General features: G+C 35.9%; 15 protein-coding genes. 9 read left to right on the top strand and 6 right to left on the bottom strand.

The window, feature by feature from the left end; all coding sequences use genetic code 11:
• Nucleotides 1-235 precede the first annotated feature (235 nt).
• The 4 genes from BLW28_RS04685 to BLW28_RS15970 all read right to left on the bottom strand — a co-directional run bounded on the left by BLW28_RS04685 (nucleotide 236) and on the right by BLW28_RS15970 (nucleotide 4,847).
• Nucleotides 236-1,726 carry a cellulose synthase family protein gene (locus BLW28_RS04685; RefSeq protein WP_073215984.1) on the bottom strand — a complete coding sequence of 497 codons (1,491 nt, stop codon included), beginning with the start codon at nucleotides 1,724-1,726 and terminating at the stop codon, nucleotides 236-238.
• The gene (locus BLW28_RS04680; protein WP_073215987.1) at nucleotides 1,723-2,439 is read right to left on the bottom strand and encodes a glycosyltransferase family 2 protein; all 717 of its coding nucleotides are present in this window, start codon (nucleotides 2,437-2,439) and stop codon (nucleotides 1,723-1,725) included. Before BLW28_RS04680 ends, BLW28_RS04685 begins: the two co-directional genes overlap by 4 nt.
• A 293-nt stretch (nucleotides 2,440-2,732) precedes the next feature.
• Nucleotides 2,733-3,707, bottom strand: a complete 975-nt coding sequence (locus tag BLW28_RS04675; RefSeq protein ID WP_073215990.1) for a LuxE/PaaK family acyltransferase — start codon at nucleotides 3,705-3,707, stop codon at nucleotides 2,733-2,735.
• 165 nt (nucleotides 3,708-3,872) lie between these two features.
• Nucleotides 3,873-4,847, bottom strand: coding sequence for a T9SS type A sorting domain-containing protein (locus BLW28_RS15970; protein WP_234946435.1), 975 nt, complete (start codon nucleotides 4,845-4,847; stop codon nucleotides 3,873-3,875).
• Nucleotides 4,848-5,167: 320 nt separating this feature from the next.
• Between BLW28_RS15970 and BLW28_RS04665 the strand changes: the two genes are divergently transcribed.
• Both BLW28_RS04665 and BLW28_RS04660 read left to right on the top strand, forming a co-directional pair.
• Nucleotides 5,168-5,848, top strand: a complete 681-nt coding sequence (locus tag BLW28_RS04665; protein WP_073215993.1) for a response regulator transcription factor — start codon at nucleotides 5,168-5,170, stop codon at nucleotides 5,846-5,848.
• 4 nt (nucleotides 5,849-5,852) lie between these two features.
• Nucleotides 5,853-6,896 carry a sensor histidine kinase gene (locus tag BLW28_RS04660; protein ID WP_073215997.1) on the top strand — a complete coding sequence of 348 codons (1,044 nt, stop codon included), beginning with the start codon at nucleotides 5,853-5,855 and terminating at the stop codon, nucleotides 6,894-6,896.
• Here the strand turns inward: BLW28_RS04660 and BLW28_RS04655 are convergent.
• Nucleotides 6,864-7,922 (bottom strand): glycosyltransferase, encoded by a 1,059-nt coding sequence (locus BLW28_RS04655; RefSeq protein WP_073216000.1) that lies wholly within the window; start codon nucleotides 7,920-7,922, stop codon nucleotides 6,864-6,866. The genes BLW28_RS04660 and BLW28_RS04655 overlap by 33 nt on opposite strands.
• Before the next feature lie 372 nt (nucleotides 7,923-8,294).
• Here BLW28_RS04655 and trmB point away from each other — a divergent pair, with 372 nt between their 5' ends.
• The 7 genes from trmB (at nucleotide 8,295) to BLW28_RS04620 (ending at nucleotide 13,065) form a co-directional block, all read left to right on the top strand.
• Nucleotides 8,295-8,969, top strand: a complete 675-nt coding sequence (gene trmB, locus BLW28_RS04650; protein ID WP_073216003.1) for a tRNA (guanosine(46)-N7)-methyltransferase TrmB — start codon at nucleotides 8,295-8,297, stop codon at nucleotides 8,967-8,969.
• A gap of 38 nt (nucleotides 8,970-9,007) precedes the next feature.
• Nucleotides 9,008-9,634: a lysine transporter LysE gene (locus BLW28_RS04645; RefSeq protein ID WP_073216006.1), complete on the top strand. Its 627-nt coding sequence runs from the start codon at nucleotides 9,008-9,010 to the stop codon at nucleotides 9,632-9,634.
• Nucleotide 9,635: 1 nt separating this feature from the next.
• Nucleotides 9,636-9,965, top strand: a complete 330-nt coding sequence (locus tag BLW28_RS04640) for an MGMT family protein (RefSeq protein WP_073216009.1) — start codon at nucleotides 9,636-9,638, stop codon at nucleotides 9,963-9,965.
• A gap of 151 nt (nucleotides 9,966-10,116) precedes the next feature.
• Entirely contained in the window at nucleotides 10,117-11,256 is a 1,140-nt protein-coding gene (locus BLW28_RS04635; protein ID WP_073216012.1) for an Mrp/NBP35 family ATP-binding protein, read from the top strand.
• 1 nt (nucleotide 11,257) lies between these two features.
• Nucleotides 11,258-11,500: a NifU family protein gene (locus BLW28_RS04630; protein WP_073216014.1), complete on the top strand. Its 243-nt coding sequence runs from the start codon at nucleotides 11,258-11,260 to the stop codon at nucleotides 11,498-11,500.
• 68 nt (nucleotides 11,501-11,568) lie between these two features.
• Nucleotides 11,569-12,621, top strand: coding sequence for an NAD(P)/FAD-dependent oxidoreductase (locus BLW28_RS04625; RefSeq protein WP_073216017.1), 1,053 nt, complete (start codon nucleotides 11,569-11,571; stop codon nucleotides 12,619-12,621).
• 114 nt (nucleotides 12,622-12,735) lie between these two features.
• Nucleotides 12,736-13,065 carry a 2Fe-2S iron-sulfur cluster-binding protein gene (locus tag BLW28_RS04620; RefSeq protein ID WP_073216020.1) on the top strand — a complete coding sequence of 110 codons (330 nt, stop codon included), beginning with the start codon at nucleotides 12,736-12,738 and terminating at the stop codon, nucleotides 13,063-13,065.
• A gap of 376 nt (nucleotides 13,066-13,441) precedes the next feature.
• Here BLW28_RS04620 and BLW28_RS04615 read toward each other — a convergent pair whose 3' ends face one another.
• Complete coding sequence (locus tag BLW28_RS04615; protein WP_073216023.1) at nucleotides 13,442-13,978, bottom strand: hypothetical protein; 537 nt, start codon at nucleotides 13,976-13,978, stop codon at nucleotides 13,442-13,444.
• Between the last annotated feature and the right edge of the window lie 55 nt (nucleotides 13,979-14,033).

The raw sequence follows: 14,033 nt of genomic DNA, 5'->3' as shown, positions 1-14,033 counted from the left end.
AAACCGCGAACACTTTTTTGCATCGGTAGAAAAAAATTTTGATTGCAAATTACAATTACAGCATGATTTTATGGGGAATATAAAAACCTATTTTTTTATAGTACTCTGTAATTCTTTGTGATACGCTGTGAGAAAGCTAATACCCCGATATTTTGATTGATAGTAACTGGCGATTTTATGGCGATTGTAATCTAGTAAGAATCTGATTTTACGCTTTCAGAGTTTTGTGCCGAATCTAAGCCTTTGAGGTCAAGGATTTAAAAAACACGAATCCAAATCCTAAAAACAGCATCAAATGAAAGGGGAAAAGCCCGAAATCTCCTCCTTGGTCGCCAACTACAAACGCACTGTACATTCCGAAGGCAAAATATAACATTAACAAGCCTTCAAAAATTACATTGATAGAAATGTTTTTGGCGATGTATTTATTTTCTTTCCAGCTTTTATTCAAATCGTTTAAATTGAATTTCGGAGTTCGGATAAACTCACTTTTCTTTCCAAAGTGTCCTTCCAAAACTGCAATTGAGTTGTGAAGGGAGAACCCCATTGCCACTGAAAAGAAGGTGAAAAACATTCCTATATAAATCAAAAATTGCTTAAAACCACCTCCGTAAATAGATTTGTAGGTGAACCAATAACAAACAAAAAATATGACAGTACTTACCACGAAGAAGCTCATTACTAAGAAATACATCTTCAAGTGTTCGTATTCGTTTTTAATATAAAGCATCGGAATACTAAGGATAGCAACTATCAAAATATTTAAAAACATGGTGCTATTTAGCAAATGCAAAAAGCTGTGAATCTTGGTCTTAAAAGGAATATTTTGACTTTTAAAGACCCGTTTCGCCATTTTTTGAAAGTTTTCGGCTCCACCTTTATTCCAACGAAATTGCTGAGAGCGGGCAGCGCTGATAACAACAGGCAATTCGGCAGGGGTTTCTACTTCTTCTAAATATTTGAACTTCCAGTTTTTAAGTTGTGCCCTGTAGCTGAGGTCTAAATCTTCCGTTAGTGTATCGCCTTCCCAATTGCCAGCGTCCATTATACATTCTTTTCGCCATACGCCAGCAGTTCCGTTAAAGTTGATAAAATGTCCTTTGCTATTTCTGCCCACTTGTTCCAAAGTAAAATGAGCATCTAAAGCGAATGCTTGCACGCGCGTTAAAATGGAATAATCACGATTTAAATGTCCCCAACGGGTTTGTACCACGCCAATTTCTGAGTCCTTAAAATAAGGAATTGTGTTTAGCAGCCAATCTTTCTTAGGAAGAAAGTCTGCGTCAAAAATGGCGATATATTCACCTTTAGAAGTTTCCAGACCTTCTTTTAATGCCCCTGCTTTAAAGCCTTCACGCTTTTTACGCGTAATGTGTTTAATGTCTAAGCCTGATTTTTGAAGTTGCTTAATGTGTTTTGCTGTTTCTTCAAAAGATTCATCCGTGCTGTCATCCAGAACTTGGATTTCCAATTTGGCCTTTGGGTACTCGATTTCTGCAATATTATTTAGGAGGCGCTCCATTACATATAGTTCATTATAAACTGGTAATTGGATGGTTACATAGGGTATTTCTGCTTCGTTCTGAAAATTAAAAACATCAGCATTTTTAGTTGCCTTGCGTGCTTTTAAATAATTAAACAGCAAGTTTAACTGAGCCAGAGCGTATAGCAGAATAACGAAGAGGGCAACTGAGTAGAAAAGGATGATTATAGTTTCTAGAATCATTTTTTGAAGCTGTATTTGAAAATCCAGCTTAGGATTTTAACGCCGGCAAATATAGCACCTTTTACTGTTCCTGACACTTTTGAAACGCCAATTCGGTTTCGGTATGGCACAGGAATTTCTTTATAAGTATATTTTTTACGTAAGGCTTTTAGCTGCATTTCTACAGTCCAACCGTATGTTTTGTCCTCCATATTTAAGGCTAAAAGCTTGTCGTGTTTAATAGCCCGAAACGGTCCTAAATCTGTAAATGTGGAGTTGAAAAAGAGTTTCATTAAGGATGTGGCCAATGCGTTTCCAAATATTTGAGGAAATGTCATAGAGCCAGCTTCCCTTAATTCTTTAACTCGCGCACCAACGACAAAATCGATATCGTTTTCGATAATTGGAGCTACGATATTGGTCAATTCCGCAGGGTAATCGCTGTAATCACCATCTAAGAAAACAATAATATCTGGTCGTTTAGCGGAGTGATGTGCCGAGGTACCGAAATGTGAAATGTATTCCATTCCTTTTAAACAAGCATACCCGTACCCTTTTCGTTTTTCTGAAAGAACTGTGGCGCCTGCTTTTTTAACCTCTTCAGGCGTATTATCGGTAGAATTATTATCTACCACGATTATTTCTGAAACAATATCAGGAATTTCGGCAATCACTTTTCCAATAGATTGCGCTTCGTTAAAAGCTGGAATTATTACTGTAATCTTCTTGTTCATATAAATTTTAAGACTATACGCTTTAGGTTTACATTTTCATACAATTAATTTTTCTCGCTCCCTGAATGTGTACAGCTCCCGTAATAGTCATATAGATATTTCTTAAAGTCAACAATTTATGAAATAATAAAAACCATAAAAAGGGACAGTAAAAAAAATCCCCACACATATTTTGCGTGGGGATCAAACTAACCAACCAAATTATGAAAAATCATCACTTTCTCACGGTACTTTGGTCGTAAGTTTTACAGATCGCTTACACAGATTTTCAGCGTTTTGTGTTAAATATTTCCCTACAAAACCATAAGGTTGCAACCCCGAATATCGCTGGCATCAAATCGGCCAATTATTTCAAAAGATTCATCACCATTAACCCTTCCGAGGTCTTGTGTTGCAATAAAAGCGCAGGAATATACATTTGCTAGGTCAATTACATTTATTCCTCCTGTTTTTTTGGTAACATAGGTTTGAGCATCTTCAGGATCTCGAGTTAGAATTTTCATCCAAGGTGGGCAGGTAAAAACACCATCACCTTTTGAATATGCTTGTGAGAGTAGTTCGGTCATTCCGTACTCACTATGAATTTTTCCTACTCCAAAACCACTTTTTAATACGTTGTGTAATTCTTCTTTTATCATTTCTTTTCTTCTTCCTTTCATGCCGCCAGTTTCCATTACTAAGGTATGTTTTAGGTGGAATTTTTTTATTTCAATTAAATCGAGAAGTGCATAAGAAACGCCTAAAAGTATGGACTTTTGACCTTTTCGCTCTAAAAACTCAAGTTTTCGAACTAAAGAGTCCATTTCATTTAAATAAAAACCGCTGTGCTCATTACCGCTTTCATTTATCAAGTTCTCTACCATATATATCAAGGAAGAACCTTCTCGCTCTAGGTAGGATGGCAGTAACGCTAAAATAGCGTATTCTGTTGGAGATCCATATTCTTTCAAAAAAGCTTTTATAAAACTATTCTCGTAGATTTTTAAGTCGGCTACAAGGTGTTTGCTAGTTGTTGTACCGGTTGTGCCACTACTCGCAAAAGTGATTTCTGGTTCCATTCCTTGGGCAATAATTGAATGGCTTTTAAAAAACTGAATAGGGAGGAAAGGAATGTCTTTAATAGTTTTTACAGAGGTGGGAAGACACCGAAGTAAATCGCAAAAGTCCCGATACACTTTCACGTTCTCATATTGAAAACGAAAAACTTCAATAGCCAGGCGCTCAAAATCATTTGAGGAACTAATGTTGAAAATTTCGTTTTTAAGCATTTGCGTTTAAATGTGAGGTTTAATATTTCAAAATTACTGAAAACCTTCAGATTAACGTTTGAGAACTTATAGACTACTTATAGCGTAAGAAGTTAAATTGTATAGGCTCAGAGAATGAAAAAACCCCTGCAAATACAGGGGTTTTCCAAAATGTATAACTTGAAATTATTGAACAATCAATTTCTTAGTTGTAGAAGTTTTTCCTTGTTCAATTTTTAAGATGTAAACACCGCTATTTAAAGTTGAGATGTTTAATCTTTCGCCACTTAATGTAGTGCTCAATACTTGCTTACCAAGTACATCATAAACTGAAATGTTTTTAACACCACTATCTTTTGAGCTGATGTTTACAAAAGATTTTGCTGGGTTTGGATATACAGAAAATTGATTTGCTGCTTGATCGTTAATACCAATTACTCCATCAAAAACGATATTGTCGAACCAGAAGTTCTCGCTACCAGAGTTTGATCTTCCTTCAAGTACTAATTGTACCGTAGTGTTTGTTTGAAGCGTTGCAGTTGCTTGTTGCCACTGAAGTAAATACTCACCAGTTCCAGCATCAAAAGGAACTAAATCATCAAGGTCTGTTCCTGTAGAGTTAAAAAGGTCAATTTCAGTATTGTTAGTAAGGTCTTTAATGTAGATTCTTAATCTGTCGCTACCTTCTTCGTTAACTGTACCGTCCCCTTCGTAATTGCCGTTAAGTGGGTTGTCGTTAATGTCTAAAAGGAAATCTAAAGAAATAACTGGTCCTGCTACTCCTGTTAAATCAACTTCGTCAAATTCAACAATCATGTTACCATCGATGTCATTCATTTGAAACCCATTCTCACCATCGGTAAATAAAAGGTCTGGAGAAGGAGTAAAGCTCGAAACACCTACGAAATCACCATCCGTTAAACCTACTGAAGGAACATCGTAAGGCACGTAGTAAGACATGAACCCTAGCTCTCCACCAGCAGATACAAAGTTTAAGATAGGCTCGTCTGGGTTGTTAACTAGCTGGTGCGCAACATTTGCATCTCCAGTATCGGTATATTTACCTGAAATAGCTTCTGGCTCTTCAAAACTGGTTCCTGCAATTTGTGCGAAAGAAGCGGCACTTGCAAATAAAGCCGCCAATAATGTAATTTTTTTCATTAGAAAATTTTTTAGATTATGGTGCAAAGGTATAAAATGTTTGAAAGAAAATGTTGATTATATGAATATTATGTCTGTTAAAAAATACAATTTTTTACTCATGAAAATCTAATATTATCTAATTGTTATTCAATCGCTGTCTAATATTATCTAATCGTTAACAATGCTGCGATTTAATTTATGGGCTCTATTTAATAGTATCTTTGCACATAGAAAATGCTATAAAGAACTCAATCTATTGAGTTATATTAAAAAGCTCAATTACTGAAAATTTGTATATTCTAAATTGTCATTACAAACAATAACTCAAGTTCTCGCCTATGAAAAACAAGGATATTACAATTCTATTAGTTGATGACGAACCAGATATTATTGAAATTATCCGGTACAACCTGAATGCTGAAGGTTATCGGGTAAAAACAGCCAAAAATGGTCTTGAAGCTATTTCTCTGGCAAATAAAATAAAGCCTCAATTAATTTTGCTTGATGTAATGATGCCTAAAATGGATGGAATAGAAGCGTGTAAAAAAATACGTGAACTTCCTGGACTTTCGGAAACAGTCATTGCTTTTTTAACTGCTAGAGGCGAAGATTATTCAGAATTGGCAGGATTTGATGCAGGGGCCGATGACTACATTACCAAACCTATTAAACCTAAAGTGTTGGTGGGTAGGGTAAAAGGTTTGCTTAGAAGATTTAAACTGCCCGAAGTAGAAAATAAAATGGAGTTTGGAGAACTCACTATAATTCAGGAAGAATATAAAATTATACTCGGAAATGAAGAGATGCCCTTGCCTCGTAAGGAGTTTGAGCTACTTTCATTATTAGCTTCACAGCCAGGAAAAGTGTTTAAACGTGAAGATATATTAAACCGAATTTGGGGAATGGAAGTCGTGGTTGGAGATCGCACGATAGATGTGCATATTCGAAAACTTCGCGAAAAAATAGGCGATGACAAGTTTAAAACAGTAAAAGGAGTAGGCTATAAATTTGTGGCCTAAGTAAATGAGAGTTTTCAAAAAATATAGCCTAGCACTTTATTCTTCACTGTTAATCGCGGGTTGCAGTGCAATAGTGGCTGGGGCTTTTCTATATTTTTACACAGATAAAATACCTGCTTGGTTACTTCTGTTTTATGTTGTAATCTTTATCGTTTCATTTTTCATTTTGCAATTTAGGATTGAAAAATTTATTGATGCACGTATAAAAAAAATATACCGCGATGTAAGCCTTTTAGATAATGAAAATTTCACGAACCCTCCAATAACAACAGATTTAGAGATGTTAACGCGTGAAGTTGAACGATTTGCGCACGATAAAAAGTTAGAAATAGAGACCTTAAACGTTCGTGAAAACTACCGAAAAGAGTTTATGGGAAATATTTCGCACGAATTAAAAACTCCGCTCTTTACAGTACAAGGTTACGTTTTAACGCTTTTAGATGGTGCTATAAATGATAAAAAAGTTCGGAAAAAATATCTTCAGGGAGCCAGTAAAGGTGTTGAAAGACTTATTCATATTGTTAGGGATTTGGATATGATAACCCAGCTTGAGTCGGGAGGACTTGTATTAAAACGAGATGATTTTAATATTGTAACGCTTGTCCAAAATGTACTCGACTTACTGGAAATGAAAGCGGCTAAAAAAAATATTATGCTCACATTTGATAAAGCGTATAGTGAGCCTATAATTGTTAATGGCGATAAAGAACGTATTGAACAAGTTTTGATCAACCTGATTGTTAACTCCATAAAATATGGAAAACGAGATGGAACTACCGAAGTAGCGATAGAAAATTTATTGAAAAACAAAATTCTTGTTAGAGTTACCGACAATGGAGAAGGAATCGCCAACGAAAACTTAACTCGAATTTTTGAGCGTTTTTATCGTATAGATAAAAGTGGTTCTAGAAAAGAAGGTGGAAGTGGCTTAGGATTATCTATAGTTAAACATATAGTCGAAGGTCATTCCGAAAAAATTTACCTTGAAAGTCAGTTAGGTATAGGTTCAGAGTTTTCATTTACCTTGGAAAAGGGAAAAAAGCCTTGAAAAATCGACTAGAGGCTGTTTAAACGGCTTTAAGCCCTGGTACACCACTGCTTCATTTAGTTTTTCTGCTTTAAATTTATTTTGAGGACAATAGGGGGCAATTCCTAATCCTTTTAATCGTTTAGCTAAATATTCCTGTTCGTATTGCCCCGGAGTAGGTACAAAAAACACTTTTTTATCAAGAATAGTTAGGTCTAATAGTGTTGTGTATCCAGATCGTGAAACTATTAATTCACTTTTATTTATCATTTCTTCAAGCTCGCTGCTTTGCATAAAATTAACAATACTAATGTTTCCGTGTTTTGTCCATTTTTGTTCGTCTTCTATAACACCTCGAACCATTATTACGTTTTTCTTACTGTTTTCCAGTTCCACTTTCAAGCTTTCTTCAAAATAGGTGCGTTGAGGTTCTGGTCCAGAAATCAGTGCCAAAATATCAACACTGTGAGGTTGCGGTGTTTTTTTCATCCTACTCAAAACGCCTAGGTATTCTACCGAGAAATTAGGCTTTTCAATATGCCCCAATCTACCGCTTAGGTTGGTTACTGGCGCTTTTACATCGGGAACCCAGCATACATCAAACTTTTTAATTATTTTTTGATGCATTTTGCTACTTAAAAATGTGGTACTTCCCGTCTTCACATTCAACTGGTGTGTTATGTAAGCACTCGGTACTTTAATATTTCTAGCACCAAAACGGGAATCACTAATAATTCCATCTATTTTTCCTTCACTAACCAATTTTGCAGTTAGTTTGTGTTCGGCAATCATTGTTTTGTAAATACGTGGAAGTGAGAATAGCATTTTCCACTTAAAAAAGAATCCGTGCGAGGGATATCTTACACGGTACGAAGGAAGTTCAATAGATTCTATATCAGGAAATTCTTTTTGCAGTAATGTTAGGGCGGCCCCGTCAGAAGCTATTAACACTTTAAAATTTTGTTCTTTCAAGGCGTGGATAATCGGTATACATCGAGTGGCATGACCTAAGCCCCAGTTTAAAGGAGCCACCATTATTGTTTTCATTTCTCTATACTCTTCTAAGTTATTAGTTAAACAAAATAAGTAGATACACCTTATAAAATCAATCACTTCAACTAACTGATGTTAAAGTCAGTCTAGTTAAAAAAGCTATGTTTTTCGTTTGATTTTAAGTAAAGGTAGCGAACATATAGAAGTCATTTCATAACATATTGTTAATTTTTGTGTTTAGAGATTATTATAAAATAGAATTGAACAATTGTAGCCGCGTTATATTTCCTTAGTTTTGCAGATTATTGAAACCAAAATGTAGCAGTATTAAAAGAGTTATCTGCTTTTAGCTTATTGGTTTAAATAATTAAACTTTTGAATAAAAAAACAGGCTTTTTGTTCTATAATCATACAACAATATAAATAGTGGGAAGTAAAAATAAACTTAGACGCTTTAAGGAGAATGAAACTTTTGCTAATGTGGTGCAGCCATCGCGTGAAGAAGTTTTTAACGATTCGTTGAAGCTAAAAGGAAATTGGCGTAAAGATTTCTTTGAAAATGATAACCCGTTAGTTCTTGAACTGGGCTGTGGAAAGGGTGAATACTCCGTAAATCTTGCGAAAGCATTCCCAGATAAAAACTTCTTGGGCGTCGATATAAAAGGCGCTCGTTTTTGGCGAGGTGCTAAAACAGCTTTAGAAGAAAATCTTGTAAATGTTGGTTTTCTTCGCACTCAAATTGAACTTGTTGACGAAATTTTTGCAGAGAATGAGGTCGATGAAATTTGGATTACCTTCCCTGATCCGCAGATTAAATATAAGCGTACAAAACATAGGTTAACCAATTTTGAATTTCTTCAGAAATATAAAAAAATCCTGAAAGCTGATGGTGTTGTGCACCTGAAAACAGATAGCGAATTCATGCACGGCTATACACTCGGCTTGCTTCACGGCTTAGGCGAAATAGTCGAATTTGCAAACCACGACGTCTATGGAAGCGACGGCTCTCCAGAAGCTGTAACCAGCATTCAGACATTCTATGAACAACAGTATTTAGAGAAAGGGAAAAAGATTACCTACACCAGATTTAAATTCCGTTAAATTAAAATTTATTATATTCACAAAAACAATGGCCCCTAATGGCAATTTTATACAACTTCCTGATCGGATTTTTCGGGGCTTTGATTGGAGTCATTCCTCCTGGTTTGATTAATATGTACGCAGCCAAAGTTAGCATGAAAGAAGGACGAAAAAAGGGTATGCTTTTTTCAATCGGGGTTTGTGTAACGGTAATGATACAAACGTATATAGCCCTTATCTTTGCTCGTTATATCGAAATGCACCCCGGAATTGTGGATGTACTACAAAAAGTTGCTCTCGGTATTTTTATAAGCTTAACCATCTACTTTATTTTTATTGCGAAAGATACGAGAAGGGAGTTCAGGGATAGGGACACATACTCCAAAACAAGTCGATTTTTCTCAGGCATGTTTCTTGCAATGTTAAACCTACTGCCGCTACCATATTGGATTTATTTAGGCATTACATTTTCAGTCTTTGGATGGTTTTCATTTTCTCAACCTGAATTATGGGTGGCTGTGGTTGCTGCAGGATTAGGAACACTTAGCGTTCTTGCACTTTATGTTCAGTTTTTTAGAGCGCGAAATGAGCCTCAAAAATTTAAAATGAATATGAATTACATCATCGGTTCTATAACAGCAGTAATATCGATCATTACATTTCTTAAAATCCTGAAAGAGTTTTAAAATGTCAGGCGACGGATTTTTCTCTAAAGTTTATGAAATAACCAAACTTATTCCGTACGGAAGAATTACCACGTATGGGGCAATAGCCAAGTATCTTGGAGCTCCAGGCAGTGCTAGAATGGTAGGTTGGGCATTGAATGGAAGCGATAAATTAAATGTTCCTGCGCATAGAGTTGTGAACAGAATTGGATTACTTACTGGCAAACATCATTTTCAAGGAACTAATTTAATGAAGGAGCTTCTAGAAAGCGAAGGGGTGAAAGTTGTAGACAATAAAGTCCGTGATTTCGAAGAATATTTTTGGGATCCCACTACAGAATTAACCCTATAGCGGATTACCAATCTTTCTCTTTTTAAGTTGCTATACTTCAATAAGAGATATTTTTATCTTTTATCCTTTTCCTATCCTTCGCCACGGAATACTGCCAACTTTATTTACTATATTTGCACTTTAGAATGAATCTAAATATCAAAGCAATAGTATGAGTATTTCAAAAAAAGACATCCTATCGGCCTTAGAGACAATTACGGCTCCTGGCGAAGGAAAAAATATGGTTGAAAGCGGCGTAGTACAGAATGTTGTAACTTTTGCCGATGAAGTTGTTGTAGATTTAAAACTTTCAACTCCAGCACTTCACATAAAAAAACGAGCTGAGGCTGATGTAATCAAGGTCATAAAAGAAAGAGTTGACGCCAATGCTAAGGTTCAAGTAAATATAAAAGTAGAGGCTCCACCAAAGCCACAAAACCCGAATTTAATTAAAGGAAAACCAATTCCTGGAATTAAAAATATTATTGCCGTGGCTTCAGGAAAAGGAGGTGTCGGAAAAAGTACAGTAACTTCAAATATTGCTGTTTCTTTGGCAAAAATGGGTTTTAAAGTTGGTATTCTTGATGCCGATATTTACGGACCATCCATTCCTATGATGTTCGACGTGGAAATGGAAAAGCCACTATCGGTAGACGTTGGAGGAAAAAGCAAAATGAAGCCGATAGAAAGCTATGGTGTAAAAGTACTAAGTATCGGTTTCTTTACACAACCAGGTCAAGCCGTAATTTGGCGGGGACCTATGGCTGCTAAAGCATTAAACCAATTAATTTTTGATGCCGATTGGGGCGAACTCGACTTTATGTTAATCGACTTGCCACCAGGAACGGGTGATATTCATTTAAGTATCATGCAATCACTGCCTATTACTGGTGCAGTTGTAGTGAGTACACCGCAAAACGTTGCCTTGGCCGATGCGCGCAGGGGAGTAGGAATGTTTAGGCAAGAAAATATAGATGTTCCAGTTTTGGGACTCGTTGAAAACATGTCTTACTTTACACCTGCCGAACTGCCTGATAATAAGTATTATATTTTCGGAAAAGAAGGTGCCAAAAACCTTTCGGAAGATTTACAAGTTCCTTTCTTGGGAGAGGTTCCGTTGGTGCAAAGTATTCGTGAAGCAGGAGACGTAGGTAGGCCAGCTGCGTTACAAACAGCAACACCTACCGAAGTAGCTTTCGAAAATATAACAAGAAATGTAGTGCAGGAAACCGTGAATAGAAATGAAAATCTTCCTGCAACCGAGGTAATAAAAATCACAACAATGGCGGGTTGTAGCGCCGTAAAAAAATAATATGACATCCGAGGAATTGACATCGAAAGTACAAGAAGCATTACAGGAAATACGTCCGTTTTTGCAAAATGATGGTGGAGACATCTCATTGATTTCTATTGAAGACGACAAAGTTGTAAACGTCCAATTAATGGGAGCTTGCGTGGGCTGCTCTATAAATCAAATGACCTTGAAAATGGGAGTGGAAATGACCATCAAAAAACACGCCCCACAAATTGAAAAGGTTGTAAATGTTGCTGGTTAATGACCGCTGTCATATTTCAATTGTAATTTTACAACTAATTTTGAATCAAATTTAAGAGAAAGCTTTTCATGATAAAAACAGATATTCTCATAATTGGCGCAGGCCCTACGGGTCTTTTTGCCGTTTTCGAGGCTGGATTGCTAAAACTAAAATGTCACCTTATAGATGCCCTTCCTCAAGCAGGTGGACAGCTGACAGAATTGTATCCTAAAAAACCAATTTACGATATTCCTGCTTTTCCAGAAATATTAGCAGGCGATTTGGTTTCTAATTTAATGAAACAAATAGAACCGTTTCAACCTGGTTTTACATTGGGAGAACGGGCTGACACCATTGAAAAATTAGACGATGGTTCCTTTATTGTTACTACAGATAAGGGAACAAAACATCACGCTCCAATTGTTGCAATTGCCGGTGGATTAGGAAGCTTTGAACCTAGAAAACCACCTATTCCTAATCTTTCAAATTTCGAAAATAAAGGAGTTGAATATATTATTCGTGATCCTGAAGTATATCGCGATAAAAATGTGGTTATTTCTGGTGGAGGTGACTCCGCATTAGATTGGAGTATATTTTTGACAGATGTTGCAAAAAGTGTTACCTTAATACATCGCAGAAATGAATTCCGAGGTGCTTTGGATAGTGTTGATAAAGTTCAAGAATTAAAGAATCTAGGTAAAATTGAATTGATTACTCCAGCCGAAGTTGTTGGCCTTGTAGGTAATGACAAATTGGAAGAAGTTGTAATTAAACGCGGTGCCGAGTTATTTAACAGAGAATGTGATCATTTTGTGCCGTTATTTGGTTTATCTCCAAAATTAGGCCCAATAGCAGACTGGGGTCTAGAAATTGAAAAAAATGCAATTAAAGTCGATAATTCGTTAGACTATCAAACTAATATTCCAGGAATATATGCCATTGGCGATGTAAATACCTATCCTGGAAAATTGAAGTTGATTCTCTGTGGTTTTCACGAAGCAACGTTAATGTGTCAAAGCGCATATCAACGTATTTATCCAGATAAACGATATGTTTTAAAATATACTACTGTAGGTGGTGTTGAAGGGTTTGACGGCAGTAAAAAAGAAGCTCCAAAAGCTACTGTAAAATCAATTGATTAAACATTCAAATTAGAGCTAACCTGCAAGGTTTCAAAATTTCGGATTCAATCCTGCGAACTTTTAAACACCTTGTAGGTATTCTTGAAAACAGCTCATTAACTTCTAAGATTTAAAATGGAAGACATAAAAATAACAATCATTGATCGTCAAGGTGAAAAACACGAAGTAGATGCACCAACAGACATGAATATGAATATTATGGAGGTTGTTCGCTCTTACGAACTTGCTCCAGAAGGAACTATTGGTATCTGTGGCGGAATGGCTATGTGTGCTTCTTGTCAATGTTATGTTGTGAGCAATCATGAACTTCCCGAAATGAGTTACGACGAAGATTTAATGCTTTCTGAAGCTTTTAATGTGAAGGAAAATAGCCGTTTGAGCTGTCAGATTTTTGTAAAAGAAGAACTTAACGGACTTGAAATAGAATTAGCTCCTGAAGTTTAATTTATTTGCATTTCATTGTTGTCCGATTACAATTCTATGATCTCTTATAGACGAAGTCATTATAGACTTTTGGAGAGTTTCTTAAATATGACCTTCATTTTCATTTTGTTCAGTAACAAAACCGAAATATGTATCAAGAACAATTGTTGTATTTAGGTAAACATTGTAGTTAACTTTTCTTCGTAAGTTTAAGTTATAGCCTGCTTTCACACTGAGCGCAGTCGAAGTGTATTAGACCTCCAAAAACTAAAAGGTTAAAACTATTCGGGGTTCGACCTTGGTTTATCCTGAGCCTTGCCGAAGAGCTTGCACAACAAAAAAGCTCCCCAAAATTTGAAGAGCTTTATACATTTATAGGATGCTTTGCTTCTGGTTTTTAATACTCAAATTCGACCGTTTCAGTTATACGCGAAACTACTTGGTCTGCGTCATTAACCTTGAATTGTAAGTTGAAGCTTATAGTTTTAGAAGTTCTTTTAAATGATAGCTTTCCTTCAGTTACGGGATGATAGGAAGCTGTTCTGTTACCAAATTTGCTAAAAATTAAGTTCACATCGGCTAAACTTTTGTTCTCTTTTACTAAGCTTTCAGCTGTTACGGGCACTTCAAACTGAATAGTTTCAAAATAATTGCCATCAGCTATTCCTTTTGGGGCAGATTTTAAGTACGTGTATTCAATAACCAAATTTTCACCTTCAACCATTTGAGAATACATTCGGTCATTGCCTTCATTAACTAATTCAAGCTTTTTGTTTTTGTGAATAACCACTTCGCAAGTTCCGTCCGTCGGACATCCATTCGACACGTTTTTTAATTGTTCCATTTTGGTTTTTTCAGAAGAATTTATTTTTTCTGATGGCGTTTTGCAAGCTGTTGCTAAAAATAGCGGAAGCAAAAAATATAATATTTTCATAGTGACATTTGTTAATGATTAATCAGTTTTGGTAGCCTGAAGATACGAGTATCTT

It is taken from the genome of Aequorivita viscosa (assembly GCF_900106795.1).
Taxonomy (GTDB): domain Bacteria; phylum Bacteroidota; class Bacteroidia; order Flavobacteriales; family Flavobacteriaceae; genus Aequorivita; species Aequorivita viscosa.
This window is presented reverse-complemented; position numbering and strand designations above follow the sequence as displayed.

Bases quoted from the DNA above. Each gene is read 5' to 3' on its own strand.
- BLW28_RS04685 (WP_073215984.1), bottom strand. From the start codon at position 1,726: ATGATTCTAGAAACTATAATCATCCTTTTCTACTCAGTTGCCCTCTTC.
- BLW28_RS04680 (WP_073215987.1), bottom strand. From the start codon at position 2,439: ATGAACAAGAAGATTACAGTAATAATTCCAGCTTTTAACGAAGCGCAA.
- BLW28_RS04675 (WP_073215990.1), bottom strand. From the start codon at position 3,707: ATGCTTAAAAACGAAATTTTCAACATTAGTTCCTCAAATGATTTTGAG.
- BLW28_RS15970 (WP_234946435.1), bottom strand. From the start codon at position 4,847: ATGAAAAAAATTACATTATTGGCGGCTTTATTTGCAAGTGCCGCTTCT.
- BLW28_RS04665 (WP_073215993.1), top strand. From the start codon at position 5,168: ATGAAAAACAAGGATATTACAATTCTATTAGTTGATGACGAACCAGAT.
- BLW28_RS04660 (WP_073215997.1), top strand. From the start codon at position 5,853: ATGAGAGTTTTCAAAAAATATAGCCTAGCACTTTATTCTTCACTGTTA.
- BLW28_RS04655 (WP_073216000.1), bottom strand. From the start codon at position 7,922: ATGAAAACAATAATGGTGGCTCCTTTAAACTGGGGCTTAGGTCATGCC.
- BLW28_RS04645 (WP_073216006.1), top strand. From the start codon at position 9,008: ATGGCAATTTTATACAACTTCCTGATCGGATTTTTCGGGGCTTTGATT.
- BLW28_RS04640 (WP_073216009.1), top strand. From the start codon at position 9,636: ATGTCAGGCGACGGATTTTTCTCTAAAGTTTATGAAATAACCAAACTT.
- BLW28_RS04635 (WP_073216012.1), top strand. From the start codon at position 10,117: ATGAGTATTTCAAAAAAAGACATCCTATCGGCCTTAGAGACAATTACG.
- BLW28_RS04630 (WP_073216014.1), top strand. From the start codon at position 11,258: ATGACATCCGAGGAATTGACATCGAAAGTACAAGAAGCATTACAGGAA.
- BLW28_RS04625 (WP_073216017.1), top strand. From the start codon at position 11,569: ATGATAAAAACAGATATTCTCATAATTGGCGCAGGCCCTACGGGTCTT.
- BLW28_RS04620 (WP_073216020.1), top strand. From the start codon at position 12,736: ATGGAAGACATAAAAATAACAATCATTGATCGTCAAGGTGAAAAACAC.
- BLW28_RS04615 (WP_073216023.1), bottom strand. From the start codon at position 13,978: ATGAAAATATTATATTTTTTGCTTCCGCTATTTTTAGCAACAGCTTGC.